At 29.6% G+C, this 22,686-nt stretch carries 28 protein-coding genes and 1 tRNA gene; 12 read left to right on the top strand and 17 right to left on the bottom strand.

Going from position 1 to position 22,686, the window contains the following annotated elements:
• The first annotated feature begins 3 nt into the window (after positions 1-3).
• Both BW723_RS06245 and fsa read left to right on the top strand, forming a co-directional pair.
• On the top strand, positions 4-2,040 hold the full coding sequence (locus BW723_RS06245; protein WP_068357379.1) for a transketolase family protein: 2,037 nt from the start codon (positions 4-6) through the stop codon (positions 2,038-2,040).
• A gap of 9 nt (positions 2,041-2,049) precedes the next feature.
• A complete protein-coding gene (fsa, locus tag BW723_RS06240) occupies positions 2,050-2,703 on the top strand; it encodes a fructose-6-phosphate aldolase (RefSeq protein WP_076686341.1) in 654 nt (217 codons plus the stop codon).
• Between the two features lie 286 nt (positions 2,704-2,989).
• Here fsa and BW723_RS06235 read toward each other — a convergent pair.
• A tRNA-Leu gene (locus BW723_RS06235) sits at positions 2,990-3,071 on the bottom strand.
• A 127-nt stretch (positions 3,072-3,198) separates the two neighbouring features.
• Here BW723_RS06235 and BW723_RS06230 point away from each other — a divergent pair.
• The 5 genes from BW723_RS06230 to BW723_RS06210 all read left to right on the top strand — a co-directional run bounded on the left by BW723_RS06230 (position 3,199) and on the right by BW723_RS06210 (position 6,817).
• On the top strand, positions 3,199-4,140 hold the full coding sequence (locus tag BW723_RS06230; RefSeq protein ID WP_068360708.1) for a ribose-phosphate pyrophosphokinase: 942 nt from the start codon (positions 3,199-3,201) through the stop codon (positions 4,138-4,140).
• A gap of 18 nt (positions 4,141-4,158) precedes the next feature.
• Positions 4,159-4,749 carry a 50S ribosomal protein L25/general stress protein Ctc gene (locus tag BW723_RS06225; RefSeq protein WP_068360711.1) on the top strand — a complete coding sequence of 197 codons (591 nt, stop codon included), beginning with the start codon at positions 4,159-4,161 and terminating at the stop codon, positions 4,747-4,749.
• Positions 4,750-4,844: 95 nt separating this feature from the next.
• Positions 4,845-5,474 carry an aminoacyl-tRNA hydrolase gene (gene pth, locus BW723_RS06220; RefSeq protein ID WP_068360714.1) on the top strand — a complete coding sequence of 210 codons (630 nt, stop codon included), beginning with the start codon at positions 4,845-4,847 and terminating at the stop codon, positions 5,472-5,474.
• Between the two features lie 97 nt (positions 5,475-5,571).
• Positions 5,572-6,066 (top strand): hypothetical protein, encoded by a 495-nt coding sequence (locus tag BW723_RS06215; protein WP_068360717.1) that lies wholly within the window; start codon positions 5,572-5,574, stop codon positions 6,064-6,066.
• A gap of 4 nt (positions 6,067-6,070) precedes the next feature.
• Positions 6,071-6,817 carry an LVIVD repeat-containing protein gene (locus BW723_RS06210; RefSeq protein ID WP_068360720.1) on the top strand — a complete coding sequence of 249 codons (747 nt, stop codon included), beginning with the start codon at positions 6,071-6,073 and terminating at the stop codon, positions 6,815-6,817.
• Between the two features lie 36 nt (positions 6,818-6,853).
• Here BW723_RS06210 and BW723_RS06205 read toward each other — a convergent pair whose 3' ends face one another.
• From BW723_RS06205 to lysM, 9 genes are all read right to left on the bottom strand, one after another.
• Positions 6,854-7,387 (bottom strand): hypothetical protein, encoded by a 534-nt coding sequence (locus BW723_RS06205; RefSeq protein WP_068360723.1) that lies wholly within the window; start codon positions 7,385-7,387, stop codon positions 6,854-6,856.
• Positions 7,388-7,461: 74 nt separating this feature from the next.
• A complete protein-coding gene (locus BW723_RS06200; RefSeq protein WP_068360726.1) occupies positions 7,462-7,911 on the bottom strand; it encodes a 6-pyruvoyl trahydropterin synthase family protein in 450 nt (149 codons plus the stop codon).
• An 87-nt stretch (positions 7,912-7,998) separates the two neighbouring features.
• On the bottom strand, positions 7,999-9,495 hold the full coding sequence (locus BW723_RS06195) for a GH3 auxin-responsive promoter family protein (protein ID WP_068360729.1): 1,497 nt from the start codon (positions 9,493-9,495) through the stop codon (positions 7,999-8,001).
• Positions 9,495-10,361 carry a M23 family metallopeptidase gene (locus BW723_RS06190; protein ID WP_068360732.1) on the bottom strand — a complete coding sequence of 289 codons (867 nt, stop codon included), beginning with the start codon at positions 10,359-10,361 and terminating at the stop codon, positions 9,495-9,497. Before BW723_RS06190 ends, BW723_RS06195 begins: the two co-directional genes overlap by 1 nt.
• A gap of 45 nt (positions 10,362-10,406) precedes the next feature.
• A complete protein-coding gene (gene nadD / locus BW723_RS06185) occupies positions 10,407-10,988 on the bottom strand; it encodes a nicotinate (nicotinamide) nucleotide adenylyltransferase (protein ID WP_068360735.1) in 582 nt (193 codons plus the stop codon).
• A gap of 108 nt (positions 10,989-11,096) precedes the next feature.
• Positions 11,097-11,681: a guanylate kinase gene (gmk, locus tag BW723_RS06180; RefSeq protein ID WP_068360737.1), complete on the bottom strand. Its 585-nt coding sequence runs from the start codon at positions 11,679-11,681 to the stop codon at positions 11,097-11,099.
• 93 nt (positions 11,682-11,774) lie between these two features.
• Positions 11,775-12,629 (bottom strand): YicC family protein, encoded by an 855-nt coding sequence (locus tag BW723_RS06175; RefSeq protein WP_068361029.1) that lies wholly within the window; start codon positions 12,627-12,629, stop codon positions 11,775-11,777.
• 49 nt (positions 12,630-12,678) lie between these two features.
• Positions 12,679-13,575 (bottom strand): DMT family transporter, encoded by an 897-nt coding sequence (locus BW723_RS06170; RefSeq protein ID WP_068360740.1) that lies wholly within the window; start codon positions 13,573-13,575, stop codon positions 12,679-12,681.
• A 118-nt stretch (positions 13,576-13,693) separates the two neighbouring features.
• A complete protein-coding gene (gene lysM, locus BW723_RS06165; RefSeq protein ID WP_068360743.1) occupies positions 13,694-14,164 on the bottom strand; it encodes a peptidoglycan-binding protein LysM in 471 nt (156 codons plus the stop codon).
• An 82-nt stretch (positions 14,165-14,246) separates the two neighbouring features.
• Between lysM and upp the strand changes: the two genes are divergently transcribed.
• On the top strand, positions 14,247-14,900 hold the full coding sequence (gene upp / locus BW723_RS06160; protein ID WP_068360746.1) for a uracil phosphoribosyltransferase: 654 nt from the start codon (positions 14,247-14,249) through the stop codon (positions 14,898-14,900).
• On the opposite strand, the gene BW723_RS17960 is transcribed toward upp, so the two are convergent.
• Entirely contained in the window at positions 14,895-15,821 is a 927-nt protein-coding gene (locus tag BW723_RS17960; RefSeq protein ID WP_068360748.1) for a DUF6427 family protein, read from the bottom strand. The two genes, upp and BW723_RS17960, sit on opposite strands and share 6 nt — an antisense overlap.
• Positions 15,822-15,862: 41 nt before the next feature.
• Here BW723_RS17960 and BW723_RS06150 point away from each other — a divergent pair, with 41 nt between their 5' ends.
• Together BW723_RS06150 and trmB are read left to right on the top strand one after the other, a co-directional pair.
• Positions 15,863-16,084, top strand: coding sequence for a DUF6341 family protein (locus BW723_RS06150; RefSeq protein ID WP_068360751.1), 222 nt, complete (start codon positions 15,863-15,865; stop codon positions 16,082-16,084).
• A gap of 9 nt (positions 16,085-16,093) precedes the next feature.
• Entirely contained in the window at positions 16,094-16,765 is a 672-nt protein-coding gene (trmB, locus tag BW723_RS06145) for a tRNA (guanosine(46)-N7)-methyltransferase TrmB (protein WP_068360754.1), read from the top strand.
• A gap of 8 nt (positions 16,766-16,773) precedes the next feature.
• Here trmB and BW723_RS06140 read toward each other — a convergent pair whose 3' ends face one another.
• Complete coding sequence (locus BW723_RS06140; protein ID WP_068360757.1) at positions 16,774-17,481, bottom strand: DUF6503 family protein; 708 nt, start codon at positions 17,479-17,481, stop codon at positions 16,774-16,776.
• An 88-nt stretch (positions 17,482-17,569) separates the two neighbouring features.
• Entirely contained in the window at positions 17,570-19,324 is a 1,755-nt protein-coding gene (gene aspS / locus BW723_RS06135) for an aspartate--tRNA ligase (protein WP_068360760.1), read from the bottom strand.
• A 100-nt stretch (positions 19,325-19,424) separates the two neighbouring features.
• On the opposite strand from aspS, the gene BW723_RS06130 reads away from it, so the two are divergent.
• On the top strand, positions 19,425-19,784 hold the full coding sequence (locus tag BW723_RS06130) for a cupin domain-containing protein (protein ID WP_068360763.1): 360 nt from the start codon (positions 19,425-19,427) through the stop codon (positions 19,782-19,784).
• A gap of 183 nt (positions 19,785-19,967) precedes the next feature.
• Positions 19,968-20,639, top strand: coding sequence for a 16S rRNA (cytidine(1402)-2'-O)-methyltransferase (gene rsmI, locus BW723_RS06125; protein WP_068360766.1), 672 nt, complete (start codon positions 19,968-19,970; stop codon positions 20,637-20,639).
• 2 nt (positions 20,640-20,641) lie between these two features.
• On the opposite strand, the gene BW723_RS17685 is transcribed toward rsmI, so the two are convergent.
• The 4 genes from BW723_RS17685 to BW723_RS06110 all read right to left on the bottom strand — a co-directional run bounded on the left by BW723_RS17685 (position 20,642) and on the right by BW723_RS06110 (position 22,517).
• Positions 20,642-20,803 (bottom strand): hypothetical protein, encoded by a 162-nt coding sequence (locus BW723_RS17685; protein WP_157578332.1) that lies wholly within the window; start codon positions 20,801-20,803, stop codon positions 20,642-20,644.
• A 249-nt stretch (positions 20,804-21,052) separates the two neighbouring features.
• Positions 21,053-21,553 (bottom strand): hypothetical protein, encoded by a 501-nt coding sequence (locus tag BW723_RS06120; protein ID WP_068360769.1) that lies wholly within the window; start codon positions 21,551-21,553, stop codon positions 21,053-21,055.
• 42 nt (positions 21,554-21,595) lie between these two features.
• Positions 21,596-22,024 carry a hypothetical protein gene (locus BW723_RS06115; protein ID WP_068360772.1) on the bottom strand — a complete coding sequence of 143 codons (429 nt, stop codon included), beginning with the start codon at positions 22,022-22,024 and terminating at the stop codon, positions 21,596-21,598.
• Positions 22,005-22,517 (bottom strand): RNA polymerase sigma factor, encoded by a 513-nt coding sequence (locus BW723_RS06110; RefSeq protein ID WP_068360776.1) that lies wholly within the window; start codon positions 22,515-22,517, stop codon positions 22,005-22,007. Before BW723_RS06110 ends, BW723_RS06115 begins: the two co-directional genes overlap by 20 nt.
• Positions 22,518-22,686: the final 169 nt, after the last annotated feature.

Below are 22,686 nucleotides of genomic sequence, written 5' to 3'. Positions count from 1 at the left end.
AAAATGAATAAAAAAGTAGACCAACAATCAGCAGATAATATAAGAGCTTTAGCTGTTGCAATGGTAGAAAAAGCAAACTCTGGTCATCCTGGAGGACCTATGGGAGGTGCAGATTTTATGCACATCTTATATTCAGAATTCTTTAATTACGATCCAACAGATATGACTTGGCCTTTTAGAGATCGTTTCTTTATGGATGCTGGTCATTTATCAACCTTAATGTATGCACAATACTATCTTTTAGGAAACTATAAGAAAGAAGATGTCGCTAATTTCAGGCAATGGGGTTCTATTACTCCTGGTCATCCAGAAGTAGATGTACAAAGAGGAATAGAAAACACATCTGGGCCATTAGGTCAAGGGCATACTATGGGAGTTGGAGCAGCAATTGCAGCAAAATTTTTAGCAGCTCGTTTTGGAGATTGGATGAACCATAAAGTGTATGGTTTTATTTCTGATGGAGGAGTTCAAGAAGAAATTTCTCAAGGAGCAGGAAGAATTGCTGGTCATTTAGGATTGAATAATTTTATCATGTTCTACGATTCTAATGATATTCAATTATCTACCCCAACAGATGAAGTTACTACAGAAGATACAGCAATGAAGTATGAATCTTGGGGTTGGAAAGTAATTACTATTGATGCTCATAATCACGATGAAATAAGAAAAGCATTAACAGAAGCCAATAGCCAAACCGAAAAACCAACCTTAATTATTGGTAAAACCATTATGGGTAAAGGTTGTGTAACATCCGAAGGAAAAACTTTTGAAGGTGAGTGTGAATTACATGGTCAACCCATTGGTCATACGGGAGCAGATTATACCAAAACTTTAATAAATTTAGGAGCAAACCCAGAAAGTCCTTTTGATATTTATGAAGATGTAAGTGAATTTTATCAGAATTTATTAGAAAGAAAAACACTAGAAGCAAGAGATAAAAAGGTTGAGATTTCTATTTGGAGAGAAGCGAATCCTAAAAAAGCTGAAAAATTAGATTTCTTTTTATCAGGAGAGTTACCAACCTTAGATTTTGAAGGAATAGCACATAAAGCAGGATTAGCGTCAAGAGCTGCTTCATCTGGAGTTTTAGCATATTTAGCTGAGCATGTAGAAAACATGATTGTTTCTTCTGCAGATTTATCTAACAGTGATAAAACAGATGGATTTTTGAAGAAAACCCAAGCACTAAAAAAAGGTGATTTTAGTGGTTCATTTTTACAAGCAGGAGTTGCAGAATTAACAATGGCTTGTATTGCAAATGGTATTGCATTACATGGTGGAGTTATACCTGTTGTGGCTACATTTTTTGTTTTTTCAGATTATATGAAACCAGCCATTCGTTTGAGTGGAATTCAAGAGTTAGGAGTAAAATATGTTTGGACACATGATGCTTTTAGAGTGGGTGAAGATGGACCAACACATCAACCTGTAGAACAAGAAGCACAAATTCGTTTGTTAGAAAAATTGAAAAACCACAGGGGAAATCCCAGTTTCTTAGCCTTACGTCCTGCAGATTCTGCAGAAACAAGTGTGGCTTGGAAAATGGCATTAGAAAATAAAAACACACCCACAGGTTTAATTTTATCAAGACAAGGAATTAAAGATTTACCAACAAAAGAAGCATCTAGATATCAAGAAGCATTAGCCGCTGAAAAAGGAGGTTACTTGGTAAAAGAAGTAGAAAATCCTGATGTAGTTTTAATTGCAAACGGATCTGAAGTAGCCACTTTAGTAGCAGCAGCAGAAATTTTAGAAGCAGAGCATAATTTAAAAGTAAATATTGCATCTGTTATATCTGAAGGAGTCTTTAGGTTACAATCTAGAGAGTATCAAAATAGCATCATCCCAAAAAACAAACCATTATTTGGTTTAACTGCAGGATTACCAGTAAACTTAGAAGGTTTAGTAGGAGATGCTGGAAAAGTGTATGGATTAGAGCATTTTGGTTATTCTGCTCCAGCAACAGTGTTAGATGATAAATTTGGATTTACAGGCGAAAAAGTAAGTCTACAAGTATTAGAATATTTAAAAACAGTATAAACAAGAAATATGAAATTTTTTATTGACACAGCAAATTTAAATGATATTGCAGAGGCAGAAGCTTTGGGTGTTTTAGATGGTGTAACCACAAACCCTTCTTTAATGGCAAAAGAAGGCATTACAGGGGCAAAAAATATTTTAAATCACTACAAAAAGATTTGTGATATAGTAACAGGAGATGTTTCTGCAGAAGTAATTGCTACAGATTATGAAGGAATGGTTAAACAAGGAGAAGAATTAGCAGCATTACATCCACAAATTGTTGTTAAATTACCAATGATTGCAGATGGCGTAAAAGCATGTAAATATTTTTCAGATAAAGGGATAAAAACAAATGTAACTTTAGTTTTTTCGGCTGGTCAAGCATTATTAGCTGCAAAAGCTGGTGCAACATATGTATCTCCGTTTTTAGGAAGATTAGATGATATTTCTACAAATGGTTTAAACTTAATCTCAGAAATAAGATTAATTTATGATAATTATAACTTTAATACACAAATTTTAGCAGCTTCTGTTAGAAACACAATGCACGTTATCAATTGTGCTAAATTAGGTTCTGATGTTATGACAGGACCATTGTCTTCAATTACAGGTTTATTAAAACATCCATTAACTGACAGTGGATTAGCAAAGTTTTTAGAAGATTACAAAAAAGGAAATTAAAATTGGTTTATTGTTTTAGAAAGAGTAAATTCTATTTAGAATTTGCTCTTTCTTATTTATAGACAGCAATATAATCTTAATCGAATTATTTTAAATTTAATTTATGGGTATTTTAAACCTTATTTAAAAACAAAGATAAAACTTGTTTTAAACGTAAATTACTTACTCATTAAATTTTATAAATTTCAGAAAAGTTTTATGTAAATTTAAGAGATAAAACTATTAGAATTAACAAAATTCTACTAAAATACAAAAGCCGAAGTATAAAACTTCGGCTTTATTTTTGTACTCAAGGTGGGAATCGAACCCACACTCTCGAAAGAACTGGATTTTGAATCCAGCGCGTCTACCAATTCCGCCACTTGAGCAAAGCTTGAAATGAATTTGCAAATCTAATAAAAATTTTAGTTTTAAAGTAGAAAATTTAATTTCAAACTCAACAAATAATATCTACTTTTGTATACTTACAACAACACAACAAAAAAATCTTATTTCATGGTAAATAGTCAACTTGCACCAAAGCTTTTTGGATGCAGACAAAGTACAGTTTTAGCAGAAAAAATAGCAAAGGAATATAACACAGATTTAGGAAATGTAATCATTACTCACTTTAGTGATGGAGAATTTCAGCCTGCTTTTGAAGAATCTGTTCGTGGAAGACGTGTCTTTATTATAGGATCTACTTTTCCTAACTCAGACAATTTAATGGAAATGTTATTAATGTTAGACGCTGCTAAAAGAGCTTCTGCAAGACACATTACTGCTGTAATGCCTTATTTTGGATGGGCAAGACAAGACAGAAAAGACAAACCTAGAGTTGCTATTGGTGCTAAATTAGTTGCTAAACTCTTAGAATCTGCAGGAGCAACAAGAATTATGACAATGGATTTACATGCAGATCAAATTCAAGGTTTCTTCGAAAAACCTGTAGATCACTTATTCGCATCTTCAATTTTTCTACCTTATATAGAAAGCTTACAATTAGAAAACCTAGTTATTGCATCTCCAGATATGGGAGGTTCTAAAAGAGCTTATGCCTATTCTAAACATTTATTATCTGATGTTGTAATTTGTTACAAACAACGTAAAAAAGCAAACGTAATTGGCCATATGGAGTTAATTGGTGATGTAGAAGGTAAAAATGTAATATTAGTTGATGATATGATTGATACTGGAGGAACACTTGCACACGCTGCCAATTTAATGAAAGAAAGAGGAGCTTTAAGTGTACGTGCTATTTGTACTCACCCAATATTATCTGGAGGAGCATATGAAAAAATTGAAAATTCTGCTTTAACAGAGTTAATTGTTTCTGACACAATACCATTAAAAAAAGCTACATCTAAAATAAAAGTAGTATCTTGCGCCCCATTATTTGCGAATGTTATGCACAAAGTGCAAGATAACACCTCAATTAGTGGACAATTTTTAATGTAAATTTTTAATAAAAAAGTAATGAAATCAATTACAATTAAAGGATCAAAAAGAGAAAGCGTGGGCAAAGTAGCTACTAAAGCCTTACGTAATGCTGGTATGGTTCCTTGCGTTATATACGGAGGAGAAACACCAATACACTTTTCAGCAGAAGAAAAAGCGTTTAAAAACTTGGTTTATACTCCAAATGTATACACTGCAAGTATTAATGTTGATGGACAAAAAATTAGCGCAATTTTACAAGACATTCAATTTCACCCTGTAACTGATAAAATCTTACATATAGATTTTTATCAATTATTTGATGATAAAGAAATTACAATGAACATTCCTGTACAATTAACAGGTACTTCTCCTGGTGTATTAAATGGTGGTGCTTTGCGTTTTACAAACCGTAAATTAAAAGTAAAAGCTTTACCTGCAAACTTACCAGACTTTGTAACAGCAGATATTTCTAAATTAAAAATTGGAAATAAATTATTTGTTACAGCTTTAGCTAATGATGATTATACTTTCATGCACCCAGACAATACAGTTGTTGTGCAAGTAAGAACTTCTCGTAACGCAACAGTTAGTGCAGACGAAGATGAAACTGAAGCAGCTGCAGAATAAATTTCTGTAAATAGAATATAATTAAAGCGTTACAGAAATGTAACGCTTTTTTCTTGTCTTAAACTTATATCAAGAAGTTATACTATTTTTGCAAAATGAATTTTAAAAATTTCTTTTTTAAATTGTTAAACCTTAAAAAAGAAACTAAAGAAGAATTAATGAAAAAGTTTTTAATTGTAGGTTTAGGAAATATTGGTGATAAATACACAAACACTCGTCATAATATTGGTTTTAAAATTGTTGATGAAGTTGCTGAAGAACACAACGTTACTTTCGAAACCGAAAAATTAGGCGATGTTGCTACATTTCGTTTTAAAGGTAGAACTTTTATCTTATTAAAACCTAGTACCTATATGAATTTAAGTGGTAAAGCACTTAAATATTGGATGCAAAAAGAAAAAATTGAAATCGATAATGTCTTAGTAGTTACTGATGATTTAAATATCGACTTTGGAACTATCAGAATTAAAGGTAAAGGTAGTGATGGTGGCCACAATGGCCTTAAAGACATCCAAGAAAAATTGGGAACTAACAAATACCCAAGATTTCGTTTTGGTGTAGGCGCAAATTATTCTAAAGGCAGACAAGTAGATTTTGTACTTGGTGAGTGGGATAAAGAAGAAACTAGCCAATTAATAGAACGTTTACCAACATCAGCCAAAGTAATTACTTCTTTTGGTACTGCAGGCTTAGCAAATACAATGAATACTTTTAACGGAAAATAGTTTTTTATTCAAATAGCTAAAACTTAACATTTAAATGACATAACTTTATCTCATTTAAAAGTAATTATATTATTTTAACGTAAAATAATATTGCTTTATGAAAAAACTCGTTCTCATCATTTTATGTTTCTCCTTAACCAGTTGCAATTTTGGAAATTGGGGAGATAACACTACAACAGATCCTGTTTGGTCTAGATATAATCCTATTACTTTAACCACAGCCGAATTTGAAAATTCAATTGAAATTCAAGAGGGAAAAGTAATGATAGAATCATCTAAAATATACATAATAGGAGATTATATTTTTATTAATGATAAACGATCTGGGTTCCATATATTCGATAATACAGACAACTCTAATCCTGTTAAAAAGAAATTTTTAAAAGCTCCTGGAGCTACAGATATTGCAATTAGAAACAATACTCTCTATATAAATCAAGCTACAGATTTAGTTGTTTTAAACTTAGACTATACTAATTTTGATATTGAAATTAAGAAAAGACTGAAAAATGTTTTTCCAGAATTAAGATCTCCTGATGGTGAATATTTTTTTGAAGAAAACAAAGTTGTTATTAAATGGGTAGAAAAATAAAATTATGAAAAAGAATATATTCTCATTAATTACAGCTGTTTTATTAATTTTCTCTTGCAGTCAAGATGCTAGTAACACAAGTTCAGATTTATCTATTGATGGGCAAGGTGGATCTTTAGCAACGTTTACTTTAAAAGGAGATTATTTATATACGGTAGATTTTTTTAATTTATCGGTTTTTAACATCAGTGACATTAACAACCCAATAAAAGTAAATACAATTGATGTTGGTTTTAATATAGAAACACTTTTTAGCTTTAAAGATTATCTTTTTATTGGCTCTCAAGATGCAATGTATATTTATGATGTTACTAATGCAGAATTGCCAGAAAAACTATCGCAATCTAATCATTTTAGAGCCTGTGATCCTGTTGTAGCAAATGATACAAACGCCTATGTAACTTTACATAGTAATGCAACTTGTGGTGGATCTGTAAATGAACTAAAAACGTACAATATAGAAGACATCGAAAACCCTATACTTTTAAACACAAGAGGTTTAACACAACCTAAAGGATTAAGTCTATATGGTAATAATTATCTTTTGGTTTGTGATGATACTGTCAAAATTTTCGATGTTTCTGACCCAAATGATTCAAAATTTCTAGATGAAATTGAAACCGAAAATGCTATTGATATTATTATTAGAAATGATAATGCTTTTATAATTTCAGAATACACAATAGAGCAGTATCAATTAAATTATAATGATATTACAAATCCTATAAAAATAAGTACAACTACTTTTTAACTATTTCGTAAAATTCAATCGTTTAAATAAACTTTTTTACTCTCTCGTAAAACCTATGTTTAAGGTTTTGTAAATAGTATTAGAACCTTCTGCTGTTTCACTTTCTTGCATAATACTAACAAAAGTTTGCGTAAATGCTTCAATATTAAAAGTTCCGGCTAAAAAGTCTCCAGTAGTTGGATTAAAACTAATAGTATTATTAAGCGTATTAATTTGATAAGTACCTTCTGTATCTACACTTAAAAGTTCTTCTGTTTGGGTTGTAGCTCCACCATTAGGTGTAGAAGTTACAATTTCTCTATACAATCCTTCTGCATCAAAAGTACCATCTGCTGTTAAAATAAGATCAACTTGAAAATTAGCACCAACAATAGATGAAGTTGCTAAATCTACTTCTGCTCCTTGAGATGATGTTGCTGTTTCCTTTTGTTCTCCAGTTAAACTTCCTATTTCGTAAGTACCGGCAATGTTTGCATTAGATAATAAAAATTGAGGTGCATCTTCATCATCACTACAACTTAAAACACTTACTGATAAAAATAATAATAAAATAAACTTTAGATTTTTCATAAGAATAAAATTTTGTCAAATATAACTTCTAAATCTTTACTTTATTGCCTTTAAATGTTACTAATATGCTAAAACTAGTTTTCGCTAGAAAACCATTCTGCAAAGCTCGTATCTGTTTCTTGCAGTTTTATAGAATGTAATTTTATATTATCAGGCAATCTTTTCTTAATTTTCTGTGCAAAATCAATTACCATCATTTCACTTGTAGGTTGATAATCAACCAAAATAACATGATGCCCCCTATCACTTAACTCTTTAGCTAATTCTACGTGCGGAGTGTTTTTATTAAAAACAGTTGCATGATCAAACAAATCTACAACCTCTTCATTTACAATCTTTTTTAAATCACCAAAATCGATAACCATACCAAATTTTACATTGGTACTATCTTTAATCGGTTTACCAGAAACAGTTACAGATAGTTTATAAGAATGCCCGTGAACATTTTTACACTTTCCATCATAACCATATAATGCGTGCCCTGTTTCAAAATTAAACTGTTTTGTAATTCTAATTGTACTCATTAACGTCTGTTTCTAAATTTATTGTAAAAGTATGTAATAACTAGAAATAGTGCTAATCCTATAAATAAATAATCTCCTCCCATTGTATTAATTCTTTAAAAAATCTTGTAAAACATCAGCAATTTTTCTGTTATCAGATAATTGCGGAATCTTATTCTGCCCACCAAATTTACCAATAGATTTCATATATTCGTGAAAACCTCCTTTTTTTACTTTTCTGATGATTAAAGGACGCAAAACTTTACCTTCAATTAAATCGAAATAATAAATATTTTGCTCTTGCATAGCAGCATCAACTTTTAAAGCAAAATTTTCTAAGTTTTCTGGCTCATTTTCAAACTCAATAAACCATTCGTGATAAGGCAAACCACTTTCTGGATTTACTTGTGGTGCTACAGTAAACTCACTAATATTTATATCTGTTCCTAAAATAGAATCATTTAACGCTTTTTCTACTTCTTTACCAATAACATGTTCGCCAAAGGCGGATATAAAATGTTTTATACGACCAGTTACTTTAATTCTAAATGGTTTTAGTGATGTAAATTCTACAGTATCACCAATATTATAACCCCATAAACCGGCAGTTGTGTTTAAAATGATCACATAATTAACCCCCATTTTTACATCTTTGATAGATATTCTTGTAGGATTTTCATCAAAAAATTCAGTTGCAGGTATAAATTCATAAAACATACCTGAATTTAATTGTAGCAACATTCCTTTTTCGGTTTGCGAATCTTGATATGCAATAAAACCTTCTGATGCAGGATACAATTCTATATAATCTATCTTTTTACCAATTAAACTTTCGAACTTGTTTTTATAAGGTTCAAAATTTACACCTCCATAAATAAAGAAATTAAAATTCGGGAAGATTTCAGAAACCTTTTTACCTGTTTTTTCAATCAGTTTTTCGAAATACATTTGCACCCAAGAAGGTATACCGCTAATTACAGACATATCTTCATTTATGGTTTCATCTACAATTGCATTTACTTTGGTATCCCAATCTTCAATACAGTTGGTTTCCCAACTTGGTAATCTATTTTTAAGTAAATATTTAGGCACATAATGAGCTACAATTCCACTAAGCCTGCCTAGTTTTACTCCATTTTTATCAGTTAAAACAGGGCTTCCTTGTAAAAAAATCATTTTACCATCTACAAAACTAGCATCATTTTTTTCTGCGATATAAAACAACAAGGCATTTCTTGCAGCTTTAATATGCGTTGGCATAGAATCTTTTGTAATTGGTATGTATTTTGCACCAGAAGTTGTACCCGATGTTTTTGCAAAATAAAGTGGTTTTTCTGGCCAAAGCACATCAGATTCTCCTGCTACAATTCGATCTACATAAGTTCTTAAACCCTCGTAATCTGTAACTTTTACGCGCTTTTTAAAATCATCGTAAGACTTAATATTTTCAAAATCGTGATCTTTACCAAATGCTGTGTTTTTGGCTTTTGATATCAATTTTTTAAAAACTTTATCTTGGGTTTTATAAGGTTTGTTTGCCCATTTAAATACTCTTTTTGTAGCAACTCTAGCAAACGGAATTGCAAATACAGATTTTATACTCATTATTTAAAATCGATCAAATTTGTAGGATTTACTGCATAACCACCACTCCAAAGCTCAAAATGTAAATGTGGTCCAGTTGTTAACTCTCCTGTAGAACCTACACTTGCAATAACCTCACCAGATTTTACAAAATCTCCTTGTTGTTTTAGTAAATTACCATTGTGTTTGTATACAGAAATATAATCTTGTGCGTGTTTTAAAATAATAACATAACCTGTTTCTGTATTCCAACCAGAAAAAATTACAGTACCATCTGCAATGGCTTTAACAGGTGTATTGTTTTTTGCAACAATATCTACAGCAAAATGCTTAGTTCTGGGATCGAACTCTTGCGAAATTGTGCCGCTTAAAGGCGAAAAAAACACAATTTTTACATTAGTTTCTGCATTGGTTTGAATAGGAAAACGATCTTGACTTTCTATTTTTTCTCTAAAAATAGAATCTTCTTTGGTTGCATATAATAAACTATCGTTAATTATAATTTTATCCGTAGTAATGTCAATACTATCACCAAACTCTGGCTCGATTTCTCCATTAAGAATAGGTTGTAAACCTTTTGTATAATCTGTTATTATATCTAATTTCTTTTTTAAAGAATCTGTTTGTATGGCTAGTTTTGCAGCTTTTATTTTTAATTCTGTAGAAGAATAACCTGGTATATATTCTTTAATTGGCGTAAAAGTGATAAAAAAAGTAGTTACCAAAATCAATAAAAAAGACAAAACGCCACCTAAAACAAACACATTTAAACGCGATAATTTTAAAGAAAAACGTTCTTCAAAAGTATCTTCATTTAAAACCACTAATCTGTACTTATCAGTTAGTTTTTGTTTTAATTTCCCTTTATTTTTGGCTTTATTATCCACTAAAATATATTTGAGTTCTATGAATTAAACGTAAAAATAACGAAACTATTTTTTATAAAAATTCATTTCATCTATATATTGCCAAACTTCATTGGTTAACATTGGTTTTATATTCTTTTTGTCTTTAATTCCGTTTCTAATACTTGTTGATGAAATTTGGATAATTGGCGCATCAACTTTATGAATTTTAGCATTATTTTTAAACTGATGATCTACAGTACCATCAGCAATTCTTGGATATACATAAATTTCATGATGCTCTAAAATAGCTTCATAATTTTTCCATTTATGAAAACTATTCAAATTGTCTTCGCCCATAATTAAGCAAAACTCTTTATCAGGATAAACATCAGAAATATGTGCTAAAGTATGCACTGTATAATTTGGTTGTGGCAATTTAAACTCAATATCTGAAGGCTTTAATTTCGGGTAATTTTCTGTTGCTCTATAAACCAACTCGTATCTATGATGATTTTCTAATAAAGTACTCTTCTTTTTAAACGGATTATGAGGCGTAACTACCATCCAAATTTCGTCTAAATCTGAATATTCTACCATATAATTCGCAATGATTAAATGACCAACGTGAATTGGGTTAAAAGTACCAAAATATAAACCGATTTTCATTTTATAAAAGTTTGAAGTTAGGTGTTAGAAGTATGAAGTTCTGTTTTTGAAGTTTTAAAAAGCTTGTTTGTAACTTACAACTTCACACTTCTAATTTCCAGCCTTTTTTTATTTTTTCAAATTTAAAAACTCGCCAACTAATTCTTCTGCTTCTTTTAAAGCAACATCTAGTTCGTAATTTTTAATAATTTTATCAAACTGAGGCGCTGTTGCTAATTCTACTGAAGCCTTTGCAATGCGCATATTAATCTTGTCTTCGCTTTCTGTAGATCGTTTTTTTAAACGGATTTTAAGTTCATCTACACTTGGTGGTTTTACAAAAACAGATAAAGTTTCTTCTGGAAATTTCTTTTTAATTCTTAAGCCGCCAACAACATCAATATCAAAAATAACGTGTTTTTTTAATGCCCAAATACGTTCTACTTCTGTTTTTAAAGTACCATAAAAGTTATCTCTATAAACCTCTTCCCACTCTAAAAAATCATCATTTTTAATATGACTTTTAAACTCTTTCAAGTCGATAAAATAATAATCTACACCGTCTTTTTCTTCTCCTCTTGGCGCTCTAGAAGTAGCTGAAATAGAAAACTCTAAATTAAATTTTTCTTGTTTTAGTAAATGACGAACAATAGTGGTTTTACCTGAACCAGATGGTGCTGAAAACACGAATAATTTTCCTTTAAAATCTGACATAAATTTTTAATTTTTGTCATTCTGAATTTATTTCAGAATCTTTTTTATTAATATTAAGAAGCTGAAGCAAATTCAGCTTGCTTTAAGTTTTGCTTAAAGCACGTTTAAAATTTGTTCTTTAATCTGCTCTAATTCGTTTTTCATTTGAATTACCGCTTTTTGCATTGGTGCAAAATTAGCTTTAGAACCTGTGGTATTAATTTCTCTTCCCATTTCTTGCACAATAAATCCTAATTTTTTTCCATTAGAATCTGGTGTTGCTAAAGTTTCTAAAAAATAATCTAAATGATTTGCCAAACGCACTTTTTCTTCATTAATATCTAATTTTTCTAGATAATAAATTAGTTCTTGCTCAAAACGATTTTCATCAGTATCTACTTTTAAATCGTTAATTGCTTTTTGTAAACGCGTTTTTACGTTTTCTATTCTATCAGAATCTAAAGCTTTAACTTCTTCTAAATATTTTTTAATGTTAGCAATTCTTTCTTTAAAATCTATTTCTAAAGAAGCAGCTTCATCCGTTCTGTATTGAACAATTTCTTTAATAGCTTCGTCTATATTTTTATTGATAAGATTCCACTCGTTTTCATCTAATTCTTCACGCTCTGTTTTTAAAGCATCTGGCATTGTAACTGCCATTTTTAACAATTCTACATCATCTTCAGAACCTACAAATAGTGTGTTTCTTAATTGCTGAATGTATTCTTTTACAACTCCTTTGTTTATAGATGTAGAAGTTTCATCCGCAGTCATTTCTACAAAAATTGAAAAATCTACTTTACCTCTTACTAGCGATTTTGCTAATTTTTTTCTTACAGCAAGTTCTTTCTCTTTATAATAAGAAGGTATTCTTACGTTTAAATCTAGGTTTTTACTGTTTAAAGATTTTATTTCTATGGTTACTTTTTTGGTTGGCAATTGCAACACAGATTTACCATAACCTGTCATAGATTGAATCATACAAACTTCATTTTAAATGAACTGCAAATATAAGTTTTTATTTGGTTGATTTATCAACCTGTTTTGTAACTAAATATACACCCAAAAAGATAATAATTGTAGCTATTACTTTAACAAAATTTAAAGAATCGCTACCCACAATTAAGGCATAAATTGTGGCAATAACTGGCTGTAAATAAATAAAAACACTAACTGTAGTTGGTTTTAATTTTGATAAACCATACAAGTTAAAAAGATAGGTAATACAAGACGTAAAAACAATTACAAAACCAATATTCCAATAAATATTTGTAGGTATTTCTTGCCAAACTACTTCTGTTAATTCGTTATAAGAAAAAGGTATTACAAAAAACAACCCGAAAAAATACAACCATTTTACAAACACAATAGGATGATATTTTAAAATTAAATCTTTTGCCAACACCAAATACAAGCCGTAAGAAGCGGCATTTATAAAAACTAAAAAGTTACCAAAATTGCTATTTGCAGCATCTGCATTATTAGAATTACCATAAGCAATTAATAAAATTGCCCCTGCTAAACCAATAAAAATTCCTAAAATTCTGCGAATACTAATTGCTTGTCGTATTAAAATACTCGAAAAAATAAGCACCATAATTGGCGAGGTTACCATTATTACAGAAGCACTAATTGGTGCTGTTAAACTTAAGCCTTTAAAAAATGCTAACATATTTAAAGCCGTACCAAAAAAGGCCGCTAAAAATATCTTTTTATAATCTCCTTTTTCTATTTTTTGTGATTTAACAAACAAACCTGCAAACCAAAAAAGTAGTGTACCACCAGCAACTCTTAATAAAATAAATGCAAAAGGTTTTATATAAATTGGCATAACTTCTTTAGCTATTGTATAATTTACACCATAAATTAAAGTAGCTATAGAAACCGCTATAAGTGCTAAAATCCTTTTATCCATAATAAAGAAATAAGTACATAAAAATTATAGTACAAAATTGATGATAAATTTTAGAATTACAGCACAAAAAAAGAGTTTCAACAAATGAAACTCTTTTAATTATAAATTATCTATTTAATTAGTCTACCAAAGGTGGTATTCTTAAAACCTGACCAGGATAAATTTTATCTGGGTGACTTAACATTGGCTTATTAGCTTCGAATATTACAGGATATTTCATTGCATTACCATAAAAATCTTTTGCAATTTTACCTAAAGTATCTCCACTAATAACTGTATAAAATTGTGCAATTTCTGCTTCATTAATAACTTCTACCTCAGCTACAGTTAAATTGTCTTCTACAGAAGCTATTCCGTTAGTATTACCTACAACCAAAACTACTTTTTCTTTTATAGTTAAATCCACTGCTTCTCCCCAAAGTTTTACAGCATCATCTTCTACTTCTATCCCTAAATCTTTAACTTCTAACTGATGCGAAACAATTGCTGCTCTTAGTTGCTCAGACTTTTCTGCGTTTTCTTCTTCTGTTGTTTTTCCTATACCAAATACTTTGGCTCCTGCATTTTTAATGAATGAAAATATTCCCATTTTTATTGTTTTTAATGATTAATAATTGATTTTTTATACAAAGCTAATTTTTGCTTTATATTTGTTAGACACAACTATTCTTATGAAGACACATCAAATTGAAAAAAAAGATTCTATTCTAAATAAATTTATATCAGAAATTAGAAATATTGACGTTCAAAAAGATTCACTACGTTTTCGAAGAAATATAGAAAGAATAGGAGAAGTTTTGAGTTACGAGTTAAGTAAATCACTTTCTTACACAAATACAGTTATAGAAACGCCTTTAGGGAATAAGGATATTCAGCTTTGTGATAATAAAATTGTGCTTTGTTCTATTTTAAGAGCGGGTTTACCTCTACACCAAGGTTTACTAAATTATTTTGATGATGCCGAAAATGCTTTTATTTCTGCATACAGACATCACCCAAAAAATGATACTGATTTTGAAATTGTTGTAGAGTATTTTGCAGCGCCAGAAATTGAAAACAAAACTTTAATTTTAGCAGATCCAATGTTGGCAACTGGGCAATCTTTAGTTGCTGTTTACGAGGCTATTAAAAAACACGGAACACCTAAAGAAATTCATATTGTAGCTGTAATTGGTGCTAAAGAAGGTGTAGATTTTATTGCAGAAAATTTTCCAGAAAACACACATTTATGGATTGCTGCAATAGATAATGAGCTAAACAACAAAGGCTATATTGTACCTGGTTTAGGTGATGCTGGAGATTTAGCTTATGGCCAAAAATTATAATAAAAAGTGAATTACAACACTAATTAAAAAAAGGTAAAGCACCATATTTTTTAATACATTTTTCTTGATTAACTCAATTCCGTTTGCTAAGATTATTGCTATAGGAAAGAAAATATAAATAATTTCTGATCCGTTTTTGTTGGGTAAAAACGACACAAAAAAGAGCAATACAATAAAGTTGTAGATCAATAATGTCCAACTTTTTTTAAAGGTATTATTTACAGAAAATGCCTTTATCGACTTAAAAAACATAGAAAAAACAGTTAAAACAAACACACTAATTAAAATAATTAGATATTTAGTTTGGGCATAGAATTGCAAGTCGAAATTAATATCAAAATTAAAAATGCTTGTAAATTCCTCTAATCTATCATACCAAAAATAATAAGTAAAATAAACTACTAATGGAGTTAAAAAACCAATAATTGGCGCAAAAATTGTATGAATGGTAATTTTATTGTGCACATAAACTGCTATATAAATCAAAAGAAAAAGCAAACCCGAAGTTGGTTCTAAAATAAAGAATATTCCTAACCAAAAACCGCTATCAAAAAGCTTTGCTAACATTTTTTTAGAAGAATGTAAACTGTATATTTTCCTTAAAAAAACTAGATAAATAACAGACAATATTAAAACATTATATTCAATTAATTTGGGTAAAATCAGCACTACAAGAATCGTGTAAAAAAAATAATCGTAAGAATTATCGAATGTTAATTTATTTTTTGTGCTGATAAAATTAAAAAGAAAGAAAATAAATAAAAACAAAAGCAGTATCGCACCACTTTTTAACAGGCTATCTATCAAGAATTTATCAGTAAAAAAAGCGTTATAAACCGTAAAAATAAACGCAATAAAAAAGAATATCAAAAAAACAATAAAATTGATGGGTTTAGATTTGTTTAAAAAATTGGCTAGCATTGTTTCTTTTGTTATTTTTGCAGCGTAAAGATAATTAAGTTATGATAGCAAGCAATATATTTAGATTGATTGGTAGTTTATTTACCGATTTTTTATTCTTACCTTTTAACTGGCTTCGTTTGCAAGTAGCTACTGCTGATTTAGGTTGGTGGTTATCAAATGGTGTAAACTGGTTTTTTAGCCTAATACTAATCGTTTTATTATGGTATTGGTTAAATGAATCTAAAAAGTTCTTAAAAGAAGGAACAGAAGACAGAGCATAATTCTACAACTTGGGAAGCAAAAATAAATTAAAACGTTTCAAAGAAAATGAAACGTTCAAAAATGTCATTCAGCCAACTAGAGACGAGGTTTTAACTAATTTCTCTCATAAAGGTAAATGGCATTCTTTTTTTAAAAACAACAATCCTATTGTTGTTGAAATGGGTTGTGGTAAAGGCGAATACACTATTGCTTTAGCTCGTAAAAATCCGAATAAAAATTACATTGGTATAGACATTAAGGGTGCTCGTTTTTGGAGAGGCGCCAAAACAGCTATAGAAGAAAATTTAGACAATGTAGCTTTTGTTAGAACACAAATTGAGTTGGTCGATTTTATTTTTGCTGAAAATGAAATTTCTGAAATTTGGATTACTTTTCCAGATCCGCAAATAAAATTTCAACGTACCAAACATAGAATGACGAATACCAAGTTTTTAAAGAAATATCATACTATTTTAAACGAAGATGGTATTATGAATTTAAAAACAGATTCTGAGTTTATGCACGGTTATACTTTAGGTTTATTACATGGCGAAGGTCATGAAATATTATATGCAAACCATAATGTATATAACAACGAAGGCGCACCAAAAGAAGTAACAGAAACACAAACTTTTTACGAAAATCAATATTTAGAAGTTGGCAAAATGATAACTTATATCAAGTTTAAATTAAATTATTAAAACTTAATTTATTTTTTAGTTGATAAAATATCAGTGCCTAAATACTTATTGTCTTTGTTATAATACCAAGCTCTAATTTTAGGCATTTTTACTTGATTAATTGTTTCTAAACCAGAAAGTAAAATATATTCGCCACTATCTTTTGTGTCTTTAAAAAACTGATATATTTCCATTGTAAAAGTCTCAGGATTAAAATAAAAGTACCAAGTATCTTTACCTACTTCTTTGCTATAAGTAGCTTTTAGTACCAAATATTCTTTTCCTTTAAATGATTTTTTTTCTACTTTTTGGTGAATAATAGTTCCTTTATCTTTCAACTTCATTGGTAAACCATACAGGTACGTATAATAATTTTTATACAATTTAGCTCGTTCGCATTTCGCTTTAGCATCTTTTTTAAGGTCTTCTAAAGTCTGATTATCTTTAACCTCAGCAATACTACAATCGCCTTTTATAACCGTAAATGTATTTATTACAGTATCTCTTTTTGCTGTAACAGAAAAATATTCTTTTGGTAAATCTATAGTAATTTTACTTTCTCTAGGAAGACCTTTAGGCGTTTCCATAATTACAAATAATTCTCCTTTAAAGGTTTCCCAATTTCCATTTGGATCGTGAAATTGTATTGCTTTTTCTAACAATTCATCACCAGTAATTGTTTGTGAAAATGTTGTTATTGATATAAATAGTAATAGAAGTGTGGTTAGGTTTTTCATATTTTAAAAGTAATAAAAATAGTTAAACGAAAAGACCCCACAGGTTTTAAAAACCTGTGGGGTCTGAAAAATATTATATAGTAACTTCTTATTCTTGAATATCTAGCTTTAAACTTAACTCTTTTAATTGCTCATCATCAATAAAAGCAGGTGCATCAATCATAACATCTCTACCTGAATTATTTTTTGGAAATGCAATAAAATCACGAATGGTTTCTTGGCCTCCTAAAATAGCAACCAATCTATCTAAACCAAAAGCTAAACCTCCATGAGGTGGTGCTCCATACTCAAAAGCATCCATTAAAAAACCAAATTGTGCTTTGGCTTCTTCTTCAGAAAAACCTAAATGCTTTAACATAGTTGCCTGAATTTCTTTATCGTGAATTCTGATAGAACCTCCACCAATTTCGTTTCCGTTTAAAACTAAATCGTATGCATTTGCTTTTACTTCTCCTGGTTTAGCATCTAACAATTCTAATTGACCTGGTTTTGGAGAGGTAAATGGATGGTGCATTGCGTGATAATGACCAGTTTCTTCATCTAACTCTAATAATGGGAAATCAATTACCCAAAGTGGCGCAAATACTTTTGGATCTCTCAATCCTAAACGTTCTGCTAATTCCATACGTAAAGCAGACATTTGCGCTCTTACTTTATTGGTATCTCCAGATAAAACACAAACTAAATCACCTGGTTTTGCCCCAGTAACCTCAGCCCATTTTGCTAAATCTTCTTGGTCGTAAAATTTATCAACAGAACTTTTAAAAGTACCATCTTCATTAACTCTACAATAAATCATTCCAAGAGCACCAACTTGTGGTCTTTTTACCCATTTAATGATGTTATCAATCTCTTTTCTTGTGTACGCATTTCCACCAGGCACAGCAATACCAATTACTAATTCTGCATTATTAAAAACGCCAAAATCTTTATGTTGTGTAACTGCATTTAACTCGCCAAATTCCATTCCAAACCTGATGTCTGGTTTGTCATTTCCATACAAACGCATAGCATCATCAAATAACATTCTTGGAAACTTATCTACCTCTACTCCATTTACTTCTTTTAATAAATGTCTGGTTAATCCTTCAAAAATATTTAGAATATCTTCTTGCTCTACAAACGCCATTTCGCAGTCTATTTGCGTAAATTCTGGCTGTCTGTCTGCACGTAAATCTTCGTCTCTAAAACACTTTACAATTTGAAAATATTTATCCATTCCTCCAACCATTAATAGTTGTTTGAAAGTTTGAGGCGATTGTGGTAAAGCATAAAACTGACCTTCGTTCATTCTAGAAGGTACAACAAAATCTCTTGCTCCTTCTGGAGTAGATTTAATTAAATACGGAGTTTCTACTTCTATAAATTCTTGATCAGACAAATATTTACGAACTTCCATAGCTACTTTATGACGAAAAATCAAACTGTCTTTTACAGGATTTCTACGGATATCTAAATATCTATATTTCATTCTGATATCTTCACCTCCATCAGTTTTATCTTCTATGGTAAAAGGAGGTAATTTTGCAACGTTTAAAATTTCTAATTCAGAAACTAAAACCTCAACCTCACCAGTTGCAATATTTTTGTTTTTTGATTCACGCTCAATAACAGTCCCTTTTACTTGAATCACAAATTCTCTACCTAAAGATTTTGCTTTTTCTATAATCTCTTTAGAAGTACGCTCTTCATCAAAAATTAACTGAGTAATTCCATATCTATCTCGCAAATCTACCCAAACCATAAAACCTTTGTCTCTAGATTTTTGCACCCAACCTGCAAGCGTAACTTCTGTATTTATGTGTGATGCTCTTAACTCACCACAAGAATGACTTCTGTACATTTTCTTACTTTTATAGTGTGCAAAATTAATCAAATTAAAAGAAATACGAATAGTTTTATAAGTTGATTTATTCCTAGATATTCTTTGTAAATTTGAAGCTATGAGCGTAGTTAATATTCAAGAGAAATTCAAACTATTTGAAGACCAATGGTCACCAAAGAAAATAGGCGAATTAAATGGACAACAAATATTATTGGCAAAAATAAAAGGCGAATTTGTTTTTCATAAACACGACAATGAAGATGAACTCTTTATGGTGAAAAAAGGTATTTTAGAAATGCATTTACGAGATGAAGTTATCACGATAAATGAAGGAGAATTTTACATTGTACCCAAAGGTGTAGAACACAAACCTGTTGCCAAAGAAGAAGTACATATTTTACTTTTTGAACCTCTTTCTACAAAACATACAGGTGATGTTGTTGCAGATATTACTGTAGAAAGTTATGAAGAAATTTAAAATATTAGAGAATTGCAAAAACTTCTCGATACAAAATTCTTGAAAAAAGAATTTCACTCGAAGTGACATTTCGTAATGTAATTATACACACAATTGAAATCGTAATGGCAGTTCGATTGATTTCGATTTTTTATCGAAATTGTATCGAGAACATTTAGATTATTTAAAATTGAAAGCAAAAAGATGAGCAAACTATTTTTAGTACCAACACCAATAGGTAATTTAGAGGACATGACTTTTAGAGCCATTCGTGTTTTAAAAGAAGCTGATTTTATTTTAGCTGAAGACACTAGAACAAGTGGAAAATTGTTAAAACATTTTGAAATCGCCACCCAAATGCACAGTCATCATATGCATAATGAGCATAAATCTATTGAAGGAATTTTAAATAGAATAAAAAGTGGAGAAACTTGCGCTCTTATTTCTGATGCTGGAACTCCTGCAATTTCAGATCCTGGTTTTTTATTAACCAGAGCTTGTGTAGAAAATAATATTGATGTAGAATGTTTACCTGGTGCAACTGCTTTTGTACCTGCATTGGTAAATTCTGGTTTACCTAATGATAAATTTGTTTTTGAAGGTTTTTTACCTGTAAAGAAAGGAAGACAAACTCGTTTTTTACTATTAGCAGAAGAAACAAGAACTATGATTTTTTACGAATCACCTCATAAACTTTTAAAAACCTTAGGGAATTTTATTGAATATTTTGGTGCCGATAGAAAAGTTTCTGTTTCTAGAGAACTCACAAAAATGTTTGAAGAAACTGTAAGAGGAACTGCAACAGAAGTTTTAGCTCATTTTACCAAAAAACCACCAAAAGGTGAGATTGTAGTTGTTGTTGAGGGGAGGAAATAACTCTAAATACTAGCTAATAAAAAACCTAAGCATAATAAGATTATTTCTTTCAAGTATTTTATTTTTTTCTTTTGTTTCTTATCTAGAAAAATGAGTCCAAGAACACATATTATAGCAATGACAAAGGTTGCTATTTCTTTAAAGTGATTTTCTAAAAACTCCATAATTCGTGTATTTTTTGCTAAACTATTTTCTTCAGTTTTAATTTTTAAGACATGAAGTCTCTTTTCTAAAATTATTCTTAAACAAAAGTTGCAAAAACTTAGAATTTAAAATAGGACAGTTTTTTAAAAAAAATAAACAACTAATTAACAGGTGTTTACAAAAAAAACAGCTAAGTAAAATCCAAAAATGAATTTTACTTAGCTGGTTTATAGCAAAAATAAGTTATAAATATCTTACATTAATTCTATTTACATTTTCTTAGTAGTAATTACAATTACGCCATTAGGTGCCTTGTATTTTTCCATTGCTTTTTTATCTTTAAAAATTTCCATTTTTTCAATTTTCTCAGGCTTTAAGGTCTCTAAAGATTTTAGGTCAACAACTTTACCATCTATAATAATCATTGGTGCTGGTTTATCTTCTTTTAAATCTCCATTTTTTCTAATTTTTACACCAGAAAAATCTAAAATTTTTGAAGCTTTCGTTGTTATTAAAATAACACCATTTGGCGCACTATATTTTTTGATTGCTTCTTTACCTTTTATCACATTAATAGATGCTATTTTAGTTTGATCTATCAGTTCCATTGGAAAATCGAACTTTTTACCATCAATAAAAATTACTGGTTTTTTGCCATCTTTTACTTTTACATAAATATTTCCTTTCGAGTCTTTTTCTTCTTTATCTTGCGCATTAACTACAGAAATAGAGCACATTAGTAAAAAAGCAGCAAATAATAATTTTTTCATTTTTTTATATTTAATTGTTAATAATCTTATTTAATTTAAATTTTATTTAGTTTTAGAATAAACAACTACCAAATCACTTTCTACTATAATTCGATGTTGATTTTCTGCTGAATTTACATCAGCAAACATATTTTTCGCTTCATTTAATAAAGCTTGTTTTTCGCTGTTAGACAGTTTATTTTGATGATTCATATTGATGTAAAGCGTAACCAATAATACAATAGATGCTGCAGCAGAAAATATTCCAATTTTTAGTCTTTTAGATTTTGAATTTCTTTTTTCAAAGGAATTCCATAATTTATCATTTAGATGATCTGGAGCAGTAATGCTGTTTTTTTGAACAAAAGCAGCCACTGATTTCAGTTCTGGATTTGACTCATCCAAAGTATCAAACAAAAGTTTTTCTTCTTGTAAAGAACTTTCACCTGCCTTGTATTTTTTTATCAAATTATTAATATGTTCCTCGTTCATAATCGTATTTTTTTTCTAATGCTACACCAATTTGTTTTCTTGCTCTAGAGAGTAAAACTCTTACATGTTCTATTTTAATTGATAAAGCTGCTGCTATTTCAGTAAATTCATAACCATCTACATCTCTCATTAAAAAAACCTCTTTTTGTTGTTGAGGCAACTGCTCTAAAATTTTAAAAATGATGTTATTTAACTCTTTCCATTCGATATCTTCTGCATTAATTGTAGATTTTAAAACCTTTAATTCTGATGATGAATCTTCTAAAACCAATGCTTTTTTTCTAAGTAAATCAATACAATAATTACGAGCAGTTAAGATTACAAAACCATTTATATTCGGATGATTTTCAAGCTTTTTACGTTTTTGCCATAATTTTATCATTATTTCTTGAATAGCATCTTCAGTATTAGAATCGCCAAGCAAACGTGCAACCATAGGATACAATCGTTCTGATAATGAAAATACATTAAGCTTAAAATCTATTTTGGTCATTCTGTATTTATATAACGTAAAAGTATATATACTTATAACATTGAAATGTGATTATTTTAAAAAAAAATAAACTTGAATTATTATGAATAATTTAAATCATTTTAATACAATTAAATACAAAAAATTTAAACTACAACTTAAGTAAAAAAAAGCAGATATATTTTAAATG

The sequence above is a fragment of the Polaribacter reichenbachii genome (assembly GCF_001975665.1).
GTDB lineage: Bacteria > Bacteroidota > Bacteroidia > Flavobacteriales > Flavobacteriaceae > Polaribacter > Polaribacter reichenbachii.
The sequence above is the reverse complement of the archived record's forward strand: the minus strand, read 5'-3'. Positions and strand labels throughout refer to the sequence as shown.